Origin of the sequence: Nonomuraea rosea, assembly GCF_039539705.1 — a bacterium.
Lineage (GTDB): Bacteria > Actinomycetota > Actinomycetes > Streptosporangiales > Streptosporangiaceae > Nonomuraea > Nonomuraea rosea.
The window spans coordinates 442,576-459,613 of the sequence record NZ_BAABDQ010000001.1 but is presented as its reverse complement, the minus strand read 5'-3'; the positions used below and the strand labels follow the sequence as shown (position 1 = coordinate 459,613).

The following is a 17,038-nucleotide window of genomic DNA, read 5'->3' as shown; positions in this document are numbered from 1 at the left end:
ACGTTCCGTATTCTAACTCTCTCCGGAGGTATGAGATGTCCGACCAGCCTTCTGCCCGTGAAGTGGCCGAGCGCTTCCTGCAGGTGACCGTCGGCGGCGATCTGCCCGCGCTGGCCGACCTGTACGCCGAGCACTCCGTGATCGAGATCCCGTTCGCGCCGCCGGGCATCCCCACCCGGTTCGAGGGCAGGGAGGGGCACCGGAGCAGGTTCGCGATGGCAGGGTCCCGGACGAGGATGGACAAGGTGGACAACGTCCGGCTCCACGAGACCGCCGACCCCAGCACGGTCATCGTCGAGTACGACCTGCTCGGCAGCCTCGTCCCCTCGGGCGAGCCCTTCGAGCGCTCGTACATCATGGTGATGCGCATCGAGGACGGCCTGATCGCGCACTCGCGCGACTACAGCAACCCGCAGCCCCTGACCGCCTACCGCGGCGAGGTCTAGCGGGTGTAGGTCAGCACGACCGCCCCGTTGCTGAACGTCCGCGTGCCGGTCAGGGCGAACGCCGTCGGCCGGAAGTCGCCGTGGAAGGCGGGGATGCCCGACCCGGCCACCACCGGGTAGCACTTGACGATCAGCTCGTCGATCTCCGGCAGGACGGCCGCCGCCAGGCTCCCGCCGCCGCACAGCCAGATGTCCAGCCCGTCCTCCTGCTTGAGCCGGCGCACCAGGCCCAGCGGGTCGTCGGCGACCAGCTCCACGGCCGGGTCGTCGATGCTCTTGATGGTGCCGGACACGACGTACTGCCTCAGGTGGGCGTACGGGCTCGTCACGCCGACGGCGAGCGCGGGCTCGTAGGTCCCGCGGCCCATGACCACGGTGTCGAAGCGCAGGTTGGGCGTGTCGAGGCCGATCTGGGCCCGGATGTGCGTCGGCACCGTCTCGGGGAACTGCGCGTTGATGTCGGCCGCCATGTCGTCGGCCAGCGGATAGAAGTCGACCTCGCCGCCCGGACCGGCGATGTAACCGTCGATGGAGGTGCCGATGTAATAGACCAGCTTGCGCAAAATGACTCCAGTTGAAGTACTATGAGTGAAGTGGTTTGACCGTAGTACTACAGATGGAGTGGTGTCAAGGTGGTCAGGCAGAACGTCGCCAGGCGGGCGGCACTGGTCGATGCCGCGATCGAGGTGCTGGCCAGGGAAGGGGCCCGCGGGCTGACGTTCAGGGCGGTGGACGCGCAGGCGGCGGTGCCGACCGGCACGGCCTCCAACTACTTCGCCAGCCGAGACGAGCTGTTCACCCAGGCGGGCGGCCGGATCTACGAGCGGCTGCAGCCGGACGCGGCGGTGATCGCCGCCAGCCTGGGCGGGCCGCGCGACCGTGACCGCGTGGCCGAGCTGATGCACGAGCTGGTCGATCGGGTGTCGTCGTTCAGGTCCGGCTATCTGGCGCTGCTGGAGCTGCGGCTGGAGGCGACCAGGCGGGAGGACCTGCGGGCCGTGCTGACCGAGCGGATCCGGGCCGACGTCGACGCGAACGTCCGCTACCACCTCGACTCCGGCCTGCCCGGCGACGCCACCACCGTGGTGCTGCTCTATCTCGCGATGAACTGGCTGATCGTGGAGCGGCTCACGCTGCCCGGCGTGTTCGGCGAGGAGGAGACCCACAAGCTGGTGGCCGCCGCGGTCGAGCGGCTGCTGCCTCTAGAGTCCGGGGCGTGACCGACGTCAAACACACCCACGACCTGACCTATGAGGGCGGCCTCGTCACCAAGCGCTACATCGACGGCAAGCTGGGTGCCGCTGAGCGCGAATGGCGGGCCCTGAGCCTGCTGGCCGAACACGCCCCCGGCCTGGCGCCCGAGCCGATCGCGTTCGAGGACGGCGCGGTGCGGATGTCCAGGATCGACGGGGTCTCGCTGCACGGGAGCTCCGTGACCGCCGAGCACGCCGCCGCCATGGCCGCGGCCCTCGCCGAGCTGCACGCCGCGGTGCCGGCGCACGTGCTCGGCGGTGTTCCCTTACGCCCGTGGCAGCGCGCGGCGATCGTCGAGTGGATCGGCCACAGGCACGCGGAGTGGACGTCGAGGGAGCCGCTGACGGACCTGGCGGCGAAGGAGGGCGCCCGGTGGCTGGAGAGCTGGGAGCCCGGCGACGAGGGGATCAGGCCGGTGTTCGGGGCGGGTGACGGCAACCTGGCGAACTTCATGTGGGACGGCTCCCGAATCCGCATCGTCGACTACGAGGACTCCGGGTCGAGCGACCTGGCGTTCGAGCTGGCGGAGCTGGCCGAGCACGTGTCGCTGTGGGTGGACGGCGAGGTGGAGATCGTGGACCGGTTCGAGCTGAGCCGGGCGGAGGAGCGGCGGCTGCGGGAGTGCCGCAAGGCGCACGTGCTCGTGTGGTTCTACCTGCTGTCGTACGAGCACCCGCGCAATCCGCCCGGCACTTTCCAGCGGCAGGCCGAGCGGGTCCTGGCAAGATTGGGGGCATGAGACCGGCGCGGGCGGCCGACCTGGCCGCCGTCGAGAGCCTCGTGCACGATGCCTACGAGCCGTGGATCGAGGTCGTCGGCATGCGGCCGGTCCCGATGGAGGCCGACTACGGCGCGCTCATCGCCGCGGGCCTGGTGCACGTCACCGACGGGCTGGAAGGCCTCATCGTGCTCGTCCCCGAGGACGGCGTCCTGCTGGTGGACAACGTGGCGGTGCGCCCCGAGAGCCATGGCAAGGGGATCGGGCGCGGGCTGCTGGCCTTCGCCGAGGAGGAGGCGCGCAGGCTCGGGCTGCCCGCGCTGCGCCTCTACACGAACGTCAAGATGGCCACCAACATCGCCCTCTACACCTCGCTCGGCTACGTCGAGACGGGCCGGGAGGGGATCAAGGGGCGCTCCGCCGTGCTGATGCGTAAAGAGCTCAGCTCGTGAGCACGCCGAGCAGGTGCGAGACCTCTCTGGCCACCGCGTCGCGACCGGCGTTGAGGTATTTCCTGGAGTCCACGACCCGCTCGTCGTGGGCCAGGTAGTCGCGGACGGCGCCGGTGAACGCCTTGTTCAGGTGCGTCGCGATGTTGATCTTCTTCATGCCCTGCCGTACGGCCTCGCGCAGCACCTCGTCGGGCACCCCGGACGAGCCGTGCAGCACCAGGGGCACCGGCACGGCGGCCCGCAGCTCCGCGATCAGCTCCAGGTCGAGCACCGCGTCCTTGGTGGTCATCGCGTGCGAGGTGCCCACGGCCACGGCCAGCGCGTCCACGCCGGTCCTGGCCACGTAGTCGACCGCCTCGTGCGGCTTGGTGCGGGCCCCGGGCGCGTGCACGCCGTCCTTGCCCCCGACCTCGCCCAGCTCGGCCTCGACCCACACGCCGTGCTGGTGGCACCAGGTCGCCACTTCGGCGGTGACGCGGACGTTCTCGTCGTCGGGCAGCGCGGAGGCGTCGAACATCACCGAGCCCAGCCCCAGCTCCACCGCCTCCCGCACGAGCACGCGGTCGGTGGCGTGGTCGAGGTGGACCGCGACGGGCACCTCGGCCCGCCTGGCCACCGCGAGCGCGGCCAGCGCGATGGGCTCCAGCGCGCCGTGGTAGCGCACGCAGTTTTCGCTGATCTGCAGCACGACCGGCAGGCCGAGCGCCTCCGCGCCGCTGACGATGGCGGTGGCGTGCTCCAGCTGGATCACGTTGAACGCGCCCACCCCTGCGGGCGACTGGGTGACGATGTCGCCGATGGCGGCGAGGGGCATGGCCTGCTCCTTACGTGATGGTGATCTGGGGGTGTATGTCGGCGTACACGTCTGGGTCGAAGTCGCCGGCCACCGGCGCGGCCACGGCCGCGGCGCCCAGCGCCGCGGCCCGCCTCAGCCGCTCCGGCCACGGCGCCGGCTCGACCAGGCCCAGCGCGAGCCCCGCGACGAGCGAATCGCCCGCTCCGGTCGGGTTCCCCCGCACGGTGTACGGCATCCGCGCCCTGAACGTTCCCTCGCCGGTGACGGCCAGCAGCCCGTCGGAGCCCATGGACACCACCACGGCCTCCGCTCCCTGGCTGCGCAGCTCGTGAGCGCCCTCGGCCGGGGTGCCGCCGGGCACGGCCCTGGCCAGCTCCTCCGCGTTGGGCTTGACCACGGACGGTCGGCCCTTGGGCGCGTGGCGCAGCGGCTCGCCGTCGGCGTCCACGATGGCGGGCACGCCGCGCTCTGCCGCGATCGCCGCCAGGGTCGCGTAGACGTCGAGGGGGACGCCGCGCGGCAGGCTGCCCGAGATGACCACCGCGTCGGCGGCGGCCACCAGCGACTCGAAGTGCTGGAGGAAGGCGGCCAGCTCTGCAGGCGTGATCTCGGGCCCCGGCTCGTTGAACAGCGCGGTGCGCCCTTCGTGCTCCGAGACCGCCAGCGTCGTGCGCGAGTCGCCCGCGACGCGGGACAGCGCGCTCGGCAGCCCCGCCGAGCGCAGGTCGTCCTCGACCGCCTGCCCGGTCGGCCCGCCCGCCAGGCCGGTGACCAGCACGTCCTGGCCGAGCGCGGCGAGCACGCGGGCCACGTTGACGCCCTTGCCGCCCGCGCGCCTGTGCACGGAGCTGACGCGGTTGACGCCGTCCCAGTCCACGCCGGGGACGCCGGGGACCTGGTACGTCACGTCGAGTGCGAGGTTGAGCGTCACGGTGAGGATCATCAGGGCTCCGTGATCCAGACGCCGTCCTTCATCACCCCGGCCACCTCCAGCGAGTCGGAGAGCACCACCAGGTCGGCGGCCTTGCCGACGGCGATCGAGCCGATCCGGCCGGCCAGGCCGAGCACCCGCGCGGGCGTCAGCGAGGCCACCTGCACGGCGTCGGGCAGCGACATGCCCACCTCCTGGACGCTGCGCCGGAACGCGACGTCCATGGTCAGCGTGGATCCCGCGATGGAGCCGCCCTCGACCAGCCTGGCCACGCCGCCCTCCACCCGCACCTGCATGGGGCCGAGCACGTAGTCGCCGTCGCCCAGCCCGGTGGCCGACATGGCGTCCGTGATCAGCATCGTCCGGCCGGGACCGGCCACCTCGTACGCCAGCCGCAGCATGGCCGGGTGCACGTGGACGCCGTCGTTGACGAGCTCGACCGTCACCCGCTCGTCGTCGAGCAGCGCCGCCACGGGACCCGGCGCGCGGTGCCCGAGCGGCGGCATCGCGTTGTAGAGATGCGTGGCCACGCTCGCGCCGGCCTCGATGCCGGTGATCGTCTGGTCGTAGTCGGCGTCGCTGTGCCCGAGCGCCGCGATCACGCCTTCCGCGACGGCCATCCTGATCGTGTCGAGCGCGCCGGGCAGCTCGGGCGCGATGGTGACCATCCGCACGTGCCCGCGCCCCGCCTTGACCAGACCGGCGAACTCCTGCGGCGACGGCTCGCGCAGCAACGTCGGGTCGTGCGCGCCGCAGCGGGCCTTGGCGATGTAGGGGCCCTCGTAGTGGATCCCGGCCAGCAGCCCTTCCTCGCACAGCTCGGCCAGCGCGGCGGCGGCCCTGGTCAGCCCCTCGACGGAGTCGGTGACCAGGCTGGCCACCGTGGTGGTGGTGCCGTGGCGGCGGTGCAGCGCCACCGCCTCGCATGCCTTGTCCTGCTCGCCGGTCGGGAAGGAGCCGCCCGCGCCGCCGTGGTTGTGCACGTCGACGAACCCCGGCACGACGTGCCGGCCGCCCACGCTGAGTCCTGGACCGGGGGCGGATCCGTGGCCGACATGCGTGATGCGGCCGTCTTCGATGGTCAGCCACCCGTCGTGAACTCCCTCAGGAGTCACGATCCTGGCGTCGGCAAGAGTAAGGCTCATGAAGAAAGGATCACAGATCGCGTGAGGTGCATGGGCTCGTCGGGGTTGAGCCCTTGGGCGAATGCCCTGGCGACGGCCACCCGCTGGGCCCTGATGAGCTCGGCCATGGGGTCGAGCGCGGTCTCGAAGAACGTGCCGCCGGTCTCCTCGACCTGCGCGCGCAGCCCCTCGGGCGCGGTGCCGAGCATCCACGTGACGCGCCCGGGCGCGGCGATGCTGATCGGGCCGTGCCGGTATTCCATCGCCGGGTACGCCTCCGTCCACGAGCGGGACGCCTCGCGCATCTTCAGCGCGGCCTCCTGGGCCAGCCCCACCGACCAGCCGGTGCCGAGGAAGCTGAACTGCTCGGCCTTGACCAGCGCGTCGGGCAGCGGCGCGGCCACGGCCTCCTCGGCGTCGGCGATCGCCTGCGTCAGGTCCTCGCCGAGGCTGGCGCGGAGCAGGGCGAGCTGCGTGGTGGCGAACCTGGTCTGCACCACCGACTGCTCGTCGGCGTAGTCGAGCACGACGACCTCGTCGGCGGCCGTCATGATCGGCGTGGTGGGGTCGGCGGTGATGGCCGTGGTCTTCGTGGTGGTCCTGGACAGCAGCTCCAGCACCTCGGTCGTGGTGCCGGAGCGGGTCAGCGCGAGCACGCGGTCGTAGGGGCGCCCGTCGGGGACCTCGGAGGCGGCGAAGGCGTCGGTCTCCCCGTGCCCGGCCCGCTCGCGGAGGACGGCGTAGGCCATCGCGATGAACCACGACGTCCCGCAGCCGACGACGGCGACCCGCTCGCCGTGGCGCGGCAGCGCGCCGGCCGGAACGTCAGCGACGGCACGGCGCCAGCACGACGGCTGGGACGCGATCTCGGCCTCGGTGTGGGTGGTCACCACTTGCCTCCCGAAATTGATTGTTTCTGCTTCTTATATACCAGGAAAGTGCAACATTGTGCACCGGTGGCTCTGGCCTGGCCGGTTGTGCCACCCTTGCTCCTGACCGCATCCCAGGGAGGCCTTCGTGTCCCGCTACGACCGCTGGAACGCCATCCTCGAGCTGCTGGCCCAGGAGGGCAGGCTGTCGGTGGAGGAGGCCGCCCAGGCGCTCGACGTGTCCACCGCGACCATCAGACGGGACTTCGACCAGCTCGCTCAGCAGCAGATGCTCATGCGCACGCGCGGTGGCGCGGTGGCGCAGAGCGTGAGCTACGACCTGCCGCTGCGCTACAAGACGGCCAGGCACGCCGACGAGAAACACCGCATCGCCTCCGCCGCCGCCGAGCTGGTCACGCCGGGGGCCGTGGTGGGGCTCAACGGCGGCACCACCACCTCGGAGCTCGCCCGCGCCCTCGCCACGGCGGCCACGCTGGAGAGCGGCTTCACGATCGTCACCAACGCCCTCAACATCGCCGCCGAGCTCACCGTCCGCCAGCACGTCAAGATCGTGGTGACCGGCGGGGTGGCCAGGCAGCAGTCGTACGAGCTGATCGGGCCGCTGGCGACCGGCGTGCTGGAGCAGGTGACGCTGGACGTGGCCTTCCTCGGGGTGGACGCGCTCGACGTCGAGCTGGGCGCCTCCGCGCACCACGAGGGCGAGGCGAGCGTCAACAACCTGCTGATCAGCCGGGCCGGGCAGGTCGTGGTGGTGGCCGACTCCTCCAAGGTGGGCAAGCGGGCGTTCTCCCGCATCTGCCCGATCGAGCTGATCGACACGCTCGTCACCGACGCCCAGCTCTCCGACCTCCTCGCCGGGCAGCTCACCGACGCGGGCGTCAAGGTCGTACGGGCCTGACGCTCACTGGCGTTACAGGTGCGGCTCGTGGAGGGTAGGTATGGAGCGCAAGCGACAAAGCCAACTCAGGGGGGAGTCATGGCGTCGGGCAGGGGTGCGGCGCGGCTAGGGCCGCAAGAGCGGGCGCAGGCGCTGGAGCGCATGGCGGCGCAGGAGTTCGACGTGGTCGTGGTGGGCGGCGGCGTGGTGGGCGCGGGGACCGCGCTCGACGCCGCGACCCGGGGGCTCGACGTGGCTTTGGTCGAGGCGAGGGACTTCGCCTCCGGCACCTCCTCGCGCTCGTCCAAGCTCATCCACGGCGGCCTGCGCTATCTGGAGCAGCTCAACTTCGAGCTGGTCCGCGAGGCGTTGCGCGAGCGCGCGCTGCTCCTGCAGCGGATCGCACCGCACCTGGTCAGGCCGGTGCCGTTCCTCTTCCCGATGACCCACTACGCGTGGGAGCGGCCCTACGTCGGCGCGGGCGTGGCGCTCTACGACACGCTCGGCTTCGCCACCGGGGTCACCCGCGGCGTGCCGGGGCATCGGCATCTGTCCAGGGCGCGGGCGCTCCGGCTGGCCCCCGCGCTGAAGAAGAGCTCCTTCACCGGCGCCGTCCAGTACTGGGACGCCCAGGTCGACGACGCCCGCTACGTGATGACCATGCTGCGCACCGCGGCCACCTACGGCGCCCAGATCGCCCCCAGGGCGCAGGTGGTGGGGTTCCTGCGGGAGGGGGAGCGGGTCACCGGCGTGCGCGTACGCGACCTGGAGGCCGGCGACGAGCTGGAAGTACGCGCCCGGCAGGTCGTCAACGCCACCGGCGTCTGGACCGACGACATCCAGGAGCTGGTCGGCGGTCGCGGCCAGATCCACGTACGCGCCTCCAAGGGCATCCACCTCCTGGTCCCCAGAGACCGGATCCACTCGCTGACCGGGATCATCCTGCGCACGGAGAAGTCGGTGCTCTTCGTGATCCCCTGGGGCCGCCACTGGATCATCGGCACCACCGACACCGAGTGGACGCTCGACAAGAGCCACCCGGCGGCCTCCCGGGTGGACATCGACTACCTGCTCGACCACGTCAACGCCGTCCTGTCCGTGCCCTTGACCCGCGACGACGTCGAAGGCGTCTACGCGGGGCTGCGGCCGCTGCTGTCGGGGGAGTCCGACGAGACGTCGAAGCTGTCCAGGGAGCACGTGGTCGCGCATCCGGTGCCCGGCCTGGTGATGATCGCCGGAGGAAAATACACGACTTATCGGGTCATGGCGCAGGATGCCGTCGATGCCGTCGCCCACGGGCTCGACCAGCGGGTGCCGCGTTCGTGCACCGACCGCGTCCCGCTGGTCGGCGCTGAGGGCTATCCGGCGCTGTGGAACACCCGGCACCGCCTGGCCCAGACCTCCGGGCTGCACGTGGCCAGGATCGAGCACCTGCTCCAGCGGTACGGGTCACTGATCGACGAGGTGCTGGAGCTGATCGAGCGCGATCCGGCGCTGGGCCGGCCGCTGTCGGGGGCCGACGACTACCTGCGGGCCGAGATCGTCTACGCGGCCACGCACGAGGGCGCCAGGCATCTCAACGACGTGCTGACCCGGCGTACGCACATCTCCATCGAGACCTTCCACCGGGGCCTGGCCGTGGCGCAGGAGGCCGCCGAGCTGCTGGCCGAGCCGCTCGACTGGGACGGCGAGCAGGTCAAGAGAGAGGTGGAATACTTCACCAAGCGCGTGGAGGCCGAACGCCGCTCCCAGGAGCAGGACTCCGACCAGGAGGCGGACGCGATCAGGCTGGGCGCGCCCGAGATCGTCCCCGTCGTCGTCCCGGAGCACTGATGCCTGAGCCGTCAAGACAGCTGTCCGACCCCCAGGAGTTGCTGGCCGGATATCTCGACTTCTACCGCGAGGAGATCCTGCGCGCGCTGGAGGGGTTCCCCGAGCCAGGGGTGAGCCGGGTGCCGTCAGGATGGACGCCGCTGGCCCTGCTCAAGCATCTGGCCTACATGGAGCGCCGCTGGTTCGTCTGGGGCTTCGAGGGCGAGCAGGTCGAGGCGCCGCACGGTGATCGCGACGAGAGCGGGGAGCTGGTCTCCACCGAGTCGTTCGAGGAGATCAGGGACTTCTACCTGGCGCAGTGCCGGCGGTCGAGGGAGATCGTGGCCAAGGCACGGCCGTCCGACCTGGCCGCGCGGACCGGCCGGTTCCTGCCGCCCAAGGAGGCGCCGACGCTGGGCTGGATCATGTTCCACGTGCTGGAGGAGTACATGCGGCACGCGGGCCACCTCGACATCGCCCGCGAGCTGGCCGGCCCCTGAGGGAGGGGCGGCCCACGGTGCTGCGGGATCCGTGGACCGCCCGTTCCGGGATGGTCGTCAGGGCGTTGCTACCCGTTGAGCCGCCGGCAAACGTCCATGCCCGTTCACGTCCGCCGGGTGGTGTGCGGCGCGGTGCGCTGGAACTGGCGGCGCGAGGTGAGGCCGAGCTTGCGCAGGGCGTTGGCCACGTGCACCTCGACCGTGCGCGGCGACAGGAACAGGCTCTCGGCGATCTCCTTGTTCGTGAGCCCGTCCGCGGCCAGGCCGATCACCTGCTCCTCCCTGGGCGACAGGATGCCCAGAGGCTCGGTGGGCGCGTCGATCCTGCGGCTCAGCCTGCGCCTGACCATGGGGGTGATCGACTCGCGTACCGCCTGCCTGGCCAGGGGCTGGCGCAAGCCGTACGCGCCGGGGGTGCACTCGCGCAGCAGGCCGCGGCGCAGCGCCTCGGCCAGGCCGCGCTCGCCCTGCTCCGGCGGGATGCCCGCGACGGAGGCCAGCGCCTTCGGCGCGGCCGGCTCGTCCAGCATGGCCGCCGCCTGCACCATCCTGCGGGCGACGGGCGGCAGCGCGTCCAGCTTGAGCTGTACGGTGTCCCGCAGCGCGGGCGGGGTGCCCGGCGGCCTGCCGTCGGCCAGCATGCGGGCCAGCTCCTCGATCGCCGACGGCACGCCGCAGGTCAGCGGCCAGAGGTCGACAGCGCCCGGCAGCAGGTGCTTGGCCAGCAACGCGGTCTGCTCCACGTCGAGCGGCGCCAGAGCCAGCTCGGCGTGGTCGATGCGCGGCGGCAGGTGCGCGAGCAGCTCGGCCACCGGGTGGCGCAGGTCCTCCCCGCGGTAGGTGAGCACCAGGTTGACGGTCGGCGGCAGGCAGCGGACCAGGAACCCCAGCAGCTCCCTGGTGTCCTGGTCGACCCAGTGGACGTCCTCCACCACCAGCGTGATCGGGCCGAGCGCGTCGAGCAGCGACAGGACGGCCCTGAACAGGCGATGCCGCTCGACCTGGGCGTTCTGCAGGGCCGGTGGGGCGGGCGGGAGGAGGTGGGCGCATTCGGGCAGGAGGGGGCGCAGCGCGCCGGTGATCGGGTTGAGGTCCTTCGGCGGGCACGCTTCGCGCAGGGCCTCGACGACGGGCCCGTACGGGAAGCGCATGGGGTGGCAGCTGCCGAACAGCATCGAACGGCCGGTCAGCTCATGCAGGAGGCGTGTCTTGCCCACGCCTGCCTCGCCCTCGATGAGGATCACGACCGGTGGACGGGCGAGAGCGCCGGTGAGCTGACAGAGTTCGCGCTCTCGTCCCACGAAAGGCATGACGCACCTGCCTGGCCCGACAACACATTGTCAGTGGATTTTTCATTATTTGTAGGTATGTGTCCAGAGAAAGGGTGCCGATCCATTACAAATCGGCACCCTTGGTTTGGCGCGGCGGATCAGCGCAGCGAGATCCAGGCCTGCTCGGCGAGCGTGGTGGCGTCGTTGACCTGGAGGCCGTCGTAGGAGAGCGTCCAGAGCGAGTCGCCGATGACCATCGAACGCTGGATGCCGGGCTGGTAAGTGTTCTCGCCCTGCTCCTGCGCGGGGTGCTTGATCATGCCGAGCTTCGACACGCCGGAGTCGTCGATCTTGAGGACGAGCGCGCCCGACTCGTTCTGCTGGCTCAGCGGGATGACCGACATTCCCGTCTTGGGCCAGTACAGGAACGCGTGCGGGTCCCACTCGGCCTCAGAGCCCGCGTCCTTCTGGAACAGCTGCGACAGCCTGCGCGGGTTGACGGGGTCGCTGACGTCGAACAGCGAGATCTGCGTGCCGAGCGTCCTGCCCTTTTCGCTGGCCTCCTGGCCGATGCCGATCAGCCGGCCCGTGTTGCCCGGGTGCAGGTAGGCGGAGTAGCCGGTGATCTTCAGCTCGCCGGTCACCTTGGGGGCGGCCGGGTCGCTCATGTCGAGGGTGTAGAGCGGGTCTACCTGCTTGAACGTGACGCAGTAGCCGACCGCGCCGATGAACCTGACCGAGTAGATGCGCTCGCCCTCGCCCAGGCCGCCGACCTCGCCGGTCTTGGCCAGGGTGTCGGCCTTGAGCACGTAGACGGCGCTGGAGCTCTTCGTGCCGTCCTCGGAGGAGAGGGTGGTGGCGACGCGGAGGTGACCTTCGTACTCGGAGAGCGAGTACTGGTTCAGCAGCCGGCCCGGGACCTTGCCCGAGGCCACGTAGGCGGGGGCGCCGGCGGAGCTGATGTCGAAGCGGTGGACCTCGGTCTCCTCAGGCGGGGTCGTGGGGGTGGGCTGCGCGCTGACCGTGGGGTCGGTCGGGGTGGGCTCTTCGGCCGGGGCGGCGCCGGAAGATGAGGAGGTGGTGGGGGTGTCCTCGACCGGCAGCGGGCGTACCGGGGCGAACCACCAGCGCGGGTTGCTGGTCACGTAGAGGCTGGTGCCGGTGCCGTACACGGTGTCGCCGTCGGCGGCGAGGCTGATCGGGTCGGTGCCGGCCGAGGTCACGCCCTGCGCCAGGTCGAGGGTGTGCACGGTGAGCAGCGAGGTGCCGGTGTAGTCGGCCGGGTGGCTGACCCGCTCGCACGCGACCGTGTCCTTCTTGACGGTCCCGGACGCGTCCGTGATCTCGATCTTGGGCAGCCAGGCGTCGAGCGGCGTCTTGCGCACGGCCTCCTGGTTGGCCTTGATCCGGTCGGCTTCCGAGACGTCGTCCTTGGGCTGCGGGAACGTGATCTCCGGCCCGCTGCGGGTGACCAGCCGGACCGTGGAGCCGATCATCCTGGCGTCCACGTACGAGCCCTGCGGCTTGATCCTGCTCAGGACCTTGGGCTCACCGGCCAGGTCGACCAGCACGTACTCGGTCTCGCCGGGCGGCGCGAAGGACTTGTACATGATGTCGCCGCCGCGGAAGAACACCAGCGCGCGGTCCCCGGAGACGAGCAGGTCGGCGGCGCCGCCGGCGGGCCTGCCCGAGTCGGTCAGCTTGAGCGAGGCGGTGACCTTCCTGGTGGCCGTGTCGACGATCCGCAGGGTCCCGTCGTTGACCGTGATGACGCGGTTGCCGTCCGTCTTGACCAGGTCCGGCTCGTCCACGCCCGCCTCGTGGACGTTGGTCGTGGAGTGCTCGGGCGCCTGCTCCGCGCTCTTGGCGTTGGGGGAGACCGACCTGGCGTCCTCCATGTACATCACGGGCACGGCGTTGCCGAACCCCCACGCGCCGACGTTCTGGGCCGCGTGCTCGCGCAGGCCGGACAGCGCGTCGTCGCAGTCGTTGTAGGCCACCAGCCGGACGGCGCCGAGACTCACCTTGGGGGGCGGCGCCGTTCCTCCTGTGGAAGAGGTGCAGGCGGCCGTGACCGTCGCGAGTGCCGCGGCCGTCACAACCGTACGGATCAGCGTCTTCATGCCCTCATTGACGGTTGTCCGGGCCGGATGGTTCAGGAGCTCCTGTTCGGGTTGATGGTGAAAATCGGGCTGAAGTCGAGGTCGTCCGGCACTTCCAGCAGTTTGCGCAGGAGCTTGCCGTTGAAGTCGACGACCTGGATCTCGTCGTTGGGGTTGTTGTTCTGCTCCCAGCAGTAGAGGTGGCTCTCGTCGTACCAGCCGAGGACCTTGTCGCAGTCGGAGGAGAACTTGCGGACGCGCTTGCCCGAGGAGGAGTCCCAGAGGCAGTGGTCGCCGTCGCCGCCGTTGGGGCAGTTGGTGACGAACGACTCGCCCGAGGGCGAGAAGATGTCCTGCGTGCCGGCGGACAGGGTGCCGATGCCGGACGCGGAGCGCGTGGCCTTGCCCTTGGCGTCGAAGAAGCGCAGGCCCAGGTTCTTCTCGTCGCCGTAGACGTTGACCACGCCCTCGTCGCCGCCGTCGAAGCCGTAGGCCGTCTTCCTGACCGAGGTGTCCTGGACGGCGATCGGCACGGCCGTCTTCTCGGCCACGTCCACCACCACGAAACCGGTGTAGTACCAGGTGCTGCCGGTCTTCTTCTCGACGTTCAGCAGGATCTTCGAGCCGTCCTTCGACCAGGCCCTGATGCTGCTGATCGCCGGCTCCTTGACGGTCTTGATCGTCGTACGCCCGCTCGTCTGCCGGTCGAGGACGACGATGAAGTCGAAGTCGTCCGAGCTGTAGTTCTTGCTCCTGGTCGCCAGGTAGCGGCCGTCAGGAGAGACCATCGACTCCCGGTTGCCGGAGTATTTCGTGAACGTGCCGCGTAGCGAGCCGCGGGCGTAGTCGGTCCACTCCTTGAGCTTCTCGTCGTAGATCTCGTAGGAGGTCAGGACGATCGCGTCGGCCGGGTTCTCGTAGAGCGAGATGTCGCCGCCGGGAAGTGCCCGCTTGGTGCCGGTCCTCGGCACGGAGGCGGCCTGGGTCGGGGACGTGCTGGGCGTCGTGGTCCGCCGGTTCGAGGTCTTCGTCGGGGAGGGGGTGGGTTCGGCCGTCAGCCGCGCCTTGTCGATCTGGATGACCACGACCACGCCGGCGAGCAGCAGCAGCGCGACGGCCACCGTGATGCCGGCGATCAGCGGGGCCCGGTTCTTGCTGCGCTGGGTGGGCGGGCCGTAGGCGCCGACGTGCTGGCCCAGGTTTTGGCCCGTGTGCGGCCCGTAGGGCGGTGTGGGCTGGGACCACTGTCCCTGGTGTGGCGGCGCGAACTGGCCCGAGGGCGGCGGCACGGGGCCGGACGGTGGCCCGGGGTGCTGGACGGGGCCTGAGTAGGGGGCGCCCTGCGGCACCGGCCCCGAGTGGTGTGGCACCGGCCCCGAGTGGTGCGGCATGGAGCTCTGCGGCGGCACCGGGCCCGACGGGAAGGGCTGCGGCGCGGCCTCGGCGGCGGCCTGCGCGAGGATGCCGGACTTCGGCGCCGGATGCTGCAGCAACCGCATGATCACCTGCTCGGCGGTGGGCCGGTGCGCGGGGTCCTTGGCCAGGCAGTCGGCCACCACGTCACGCAGCGGCCCGTCGAGCACGCTGAGGTCCGGATTCTGGTTGAGCACCCGGTTGATCACCGCGGGCATCGTGTCGCTCCCGAACGGCGCCCGCCCCGACGCGGCGAAGACCATCGCGCTGCCCCACGAGAACATGTCCGCGGCGGGCCCGACGGTGTGCCCCATGATCTGCTCGGGCGGCATGTACGAGGGCGTCCCCACGACCATGCTGCTGATCGTCGAGGTGGCGTTCAGCGCGCGGGCGATGCCGAAGTCGATCACCCGCGGCCCGTCGGCCCCGATGATCACGTTGGCCGGCTTGAAGTCGCGGTGCACGATCCCGGCCTGGTGGATGGCGGCCAGCGCGGTGGCCGTGCCGATGGCCAGCCGGTGCAGCACCGTCCCCGTGCGCGGACCCTCCTCCTGCACGACCCGCTGTAACGACGGCCCCTCGATGAACTCACTGATGATGTACGGCCGGTCCTGCTCGACCCCGGTGCCCAGGACGGCGGCGGTGCAGAACGGAGCCACCTGCTGGGCCACCTGGACCTCGCGCAGGAACCGCTCGACGCTCACCTGGTCGCCTGACAGATCGGGTCGCAGCCACTTGACGGCCACCTGCGTGCCCGAGTGGTCTTCACCGAGGTAGACGACGCCCTGACCGCCCTCTCCGAGCCTGCCGAGGAGATTGAGGCCCCCCAGCCGCTGTGGATCTCCGGGTCGTAGCGGAGCGAAGGATGCCATGAAGGGATTCTGGCCCCATGCCGCGCATCCGCAAAAACTACCCGTGGGTAGCTCGACGGAATATCCTTCTGGCATGCACGTGACGTCCAGCGGTAGGACACGGCACGCCGTCTCCCCTTTTACCGGCGAAACCATCGCTGAGCTGCCCATATCGGACGCTGACGACGTACGGAAAGCGTACGAACGGGCCAGGGCCGCCCAGATCGAGTGGTCGGCCAGATCCGCGGTGGCGCGGGCGAAACCGTTCCTGCTGTTGCACGACGCGATCCTCGATCGCAGGAGCGAGATCCTCGACATCGTCCAGAACGAGACGGGCAAGGCGCGCAAGCACGCCTTCGAAGAGGTGCTCGACGTCGCGGGCTGCAGCCTCTACTACGCCCGCCGCGCGCCCGGCCTGCTCGCCCCGCGCGGCCGCAAGGGCATCTTCCCCGCCGCCACCCGCGTGGCGGAGCTGCGCCAGCCCAAGGGCGTGGTCGCGCTGATCTCGCCGTGGAACTATCCGCTCGCGCTCGGCGTCACCGACGCGGTGCCCGCGCTGCTGGCCGGCAACGCGATCGTGCACAAGCCGGACACCCAGACCGCCATGTCCACGCTGTGGACCATCGACCTGCTGGCGGAGCTGGGCATGCCGCGCGAGATCTGGCAGGTCGTGCTGGGCGAGCCGGCCGAGATCGGCGACGCGTTGCTGGACCACGCCGACTACGTGGCGTTCACCGGCTCCACGCGCGGCGGCAGGAAGATCGCCGAGGAGGCGGCCAAGCGGCTCATCGGCTGCTCGCTGGAGCTCGGCGGCAAGAACCCGATGGTGGTGCTCGACGACGCCGACGTGGACCTGGCCGTACAGGGGGCCATCAGGGCGTGCTTCGCCAACGCGGGACAGCTCTGCCTGGCGATCGAACGCCTCTACGTGCACGCCGCGCTCTTCGACACGTTCGCCGGGCGCTTCGCCGAGGAGGCCGGGCGGCTCAAGCTCGGCGCGGGCCACGACTGGTCGGTGCAGATGGGCTCGCTCACCTCGCAGCGCCAGCTCGACGCGGTCAGCGCGCACGTGGCCGACGCCGTGGCCAAGGGCGCGACGGTGCTGACCGGCGGCCGGGCCAGGCCCGACCTGGGCCCGCTGTTCTACGAGCCGACCGTGCTGACCGGGGTCTCCGAGGACATGGAGCTGTGCCGGAACGAGACGTTCGGGCCGGTGGTGGCGCTCTATCCGTTCTCCTCCGACGACGAGGTGGTGGAGCTGGCCAACGACACCATCTACGGCCTCAATGCCTCGATCTGGACCTCCAGCCTCCCGCGCGGCCGCGCGCTCGCCGCCCGCGTCCGTGCCGGGACCGTGAACATCAACGAGGGGTACGCCTCCGCCTACGCCTCCTACGACGCGCCCATGGGCGGCATGAAGGCGTCGGGGCTCGGCCGCAGGCACGGGGCGGAGGGCCTGTTGCGTTACACGGAGTCGAAGACGGTGGCCGCGCAGGCGAGCTGGCTGGGGTTCGAGCCGCCGCGCGGGCTGACGTACGAGAAGTGGGCGAACGCGCTGGCCGCCACGCTCAAGACGATGCGGAGACTACGGCTGAAGTAGC

General features: G+C 70.8%; 16 protein-coding genes. 8 read left to right on the top strand and 8 right to left on the bottom strand.

Annotation, left to right across the window (positions count from 1 at the left end; genetic code table 11):
- The first annotated feature begins 35 nt into the window (after window positions 1–35).
- Window positions 36–446: a nuclear transport factor 2 family protein gene (locus tag ABEA43_RS02120; protein WP_345558044.1), complete on the top strand. Its 411-nt coding sequence runs from the start codon at window positions 36–38 to the stop codon at window positions 444–446.
- On the opposite strand, the gene ABEA43_RS02115 is transcribed toward ABEA43_RS02120, so the two are convergent.
- On the bottom strand, window positions 443–1,009 hold the full coding sequence (locus ABEA43_RS02115; protein WP_345558042.1) for a dihydrofolate reductase family protein: 567 nt from the start codon (window positions 1,007–1,009) through the stop codon (window positions 443–445). The two genes, ABEA43_RS02120 and ABEA43_RS02115, sit on opposite strands and share 4 nt — an antisense overlap.
- Window positions 1,010–1,078: 69 nt before the next feature.
- On the opposite strand from ABEA43_RS02115, the gene ABEA43_RS02110 reads away from it, so the two are divergent.
- The 3 genes from ABEA43_RS02110 to ABEA43_RS02100 are packed head-to-tail and all read left to right on the top strand — an operon-like array spanning window position 1,079 to window position 2,870.
- Window positions 1,079–1,666, top strand: a complete 588-nt coding sequence (locus tag ABEA43_RS02110) for a TetR/AcrR family transcriptional regulator (RefSeq protein WP_345558040.1) — start codon at window positions 1,079–1,081, stop codon at window positions 1,664–1,666.
- Window positions 1,663–2,439, top strand: a complete 777-nt coding sequence (locus ABEA43_RS02105; RefSeq protein WP_345558039.1) for a phosphotransferase family protein — start codon at window positions 1,663–1,665, stop codon at window positions 2,437–2,439. Before ABEA43_RS02110 ends, ABEA43_RS02105 begins: the two co-directional genes overlap by 4 nt.
- Window positions 2,436–2,870 (top strand): GNAT family N-acetyltransferase, encoded by a 435-nt coding sequence (locus ABEA43_RS02100; RefSeq protein ID WP_345558037.1) that lies wholly within the window; start codon window positions 2,436–2,438, stop codon window positions 2,868–2,870. Before ABEA43_RS02105 ends, ABEA43_RS02100 begins: the two co-directional genes overlap by 4 nt.
- Here the strand turns inward: ABEA43_RS02100 and ABEA43_RS02095 are convergent.
- Genes ABEA43_RS02095 through ABEA43_RS02080 form a run of 4 tightly spaced genes read right to left on the bottom strand, consistent with a single transcriptional unit; the run spans window position 2,860 to window position 6,611 of the window.
- The gene (locus tag ABEA43_RS02095) at window positions 2,860–3,684 is read right to left on the bottom strand and encodes a class II fructose-bisphosphate aldolase (protein WP_345558035.1); all 825 of its coding nucleotides are present in this window, start codon (window positions 3,682–3,684) and stop codon (window positions 2,860–2,862) included. The genes ABEA43_RS02100 and ABEA43_RS02095 overlap by 11 nt on opposite strands.
- Before the next feature lie 10 nt (window positions 3,685–3,694).
- Entirely contained in the window at window positions 3,695–4,609 is a 915-nt protein-coding gene (locus ABEA43_RS02090; protein WP_345558033.1) for a 1-phosphofructokinase family hexose kinase, read from the bottom strand.
- Window positions 4,609–5,742 (bottom strand): N-acetylglucosamine-6-phosphate deacetylase, encoded by a 1,134-nt coding sequence (gene nagA, locus ABEA43_RS02085; RefSeq protein ID WP_345558031.1) that lies wholly within the window; start codon window positions 5,740–5,742, stop codon window positions 4,609–4,611. The genes ABEA43_RS02090 and nagA overlap by 1 nt, the downstream gene beginning before the upstream one ends.
- A complete protein-coding gene (locus tag ABEA43_RS02080; protein WP_345558029.1) occupies window positions 5,739–6,611 on the bottom strand; it encodes an SIS domain-containing protein in 873 nt (290 codons plus the stop codon). The genes nagA and ABEA43_RS02080 overlap by 4 nt, the downstream gene beginning before the upstream one ends.
- A gap of 127 nt (window positions 6,612–6,738) precedes the next feature.
- Between ABEA43_RS02080 and ABEA43_RS02075 the strand changes: the two genes are divergently transcribed.
- The 3 genes from ABEA43_RS02075 (at window position 6,739) to ABEA43_RS02065 (ending at window position 9,800) form a co-directional block, all read left to right on the top strand.
- On the top strand, window positions 6,739–7,509 hold the full coding sequence (locus ABEA43_RS02075; RefSeq protein ID WP_345558027.1) for a DeoR/GlpR family DNA-binding transcription regulator: 771 nt from the start codon (window positions 6,739–6,741) through the stop codon (window positions 7,507–7,509).
- 78 nt (window positions 7,510–7,587) lie between these two features.
- The gene (locus ABEA43_RS02070; RefSeq protein WP_345558025.1) at window positions 7,588–9,321 is read left to right on the top strand and encodes a glycerol-3-phosphate dehydrogenase/oxidase; all 1,734 of its coding nucleotides are present in this window, start codon (window positions 7,588–7,590) and stop codon (window positions 9,319–9,321) included.
- Complete coding sequence (locus ABEA43_RS02065) at window positions 9,321–9,800, top strand: DinB family protein (RefSeq protein ID WP_345558023.1); 480 nt, start codon at window positions 9,321–9,323, stop codon at window positions 9,798–9,800. Before ABEA43_RS02070 ends, ABEA43_RS02065 begins: the two co-directional genes overlap by 1 nt.
- 104 nt (window positions 9,801–9,904) lie before the next feature.
- Here ABEA43_RS02065 and ABEA43_RS02060 read toward each other — a convergent pair whose 3' ends face one another.
- From ABEA43_RS02060 to ABEA43_RS02050, 3 genes are all read right to left on the bottom strand, one after another.
- On the bottom strand, window positions 9,905–11,101 hold the full coding sequence (locus ABEA43_RS02060) for a helix-turn-helix transcriptional regulator (RefSeq protein WP_345558021.1): 1,197 nt from the start codon (window positions 11,099–11,101) through the stop codon (window positions 9,905–9,907).
- Window positions 11,102–11,229: 128 nt separating this feature from the next.
- Complete coding sequence (locus ABEA43_RS02055) at window positions 11,230–13,194, bottom strand: beta-propeller domain-containing protein (protein WP_345558019.1); 1,965 nt, start codon at window positions 13,192–13,194, stop codon at window positions 11,230–11,232.
- A 32-nt stretch (window positions 13,195–13,226) separates the two neighbouring features.
- Window positions 13,227–15,458 carry a protein kinase domain-containing protein gene (locus tag ABEA43_RS02050; RefSeq protein ID WP_345558016.1) on the bottom strand — a complete coding sequence of 744 codons (2,232 nt, stop codon included), beginning with the start codon at window positions 15,456–15,458 and terminating at the stop codon, window positions 13,227–13,229.
- A gap of 73 nt (window positions 15,459–15,531) precedes the next feature.
- Between ABEA43_RS02050 and ABEA43_RS02045 the strand changes: the two genes are divergently transcribed.
- Window positions 15,532–17,037 carry a succinic semialdehyde dehydrogenase gene (locus tag ABEA43_RS02045; protein WP_345558014.1) on the top strand — a complete coding sequence of 502 codons (1,506 nt, stop codon included), beginning with the start codon at window positions 15,532–15,534 and terminating at the stop codon, window positions 17,035–17,037.
- The last annotated feature ends 1 nt before the right edge of the window (window position 17,038 follow it).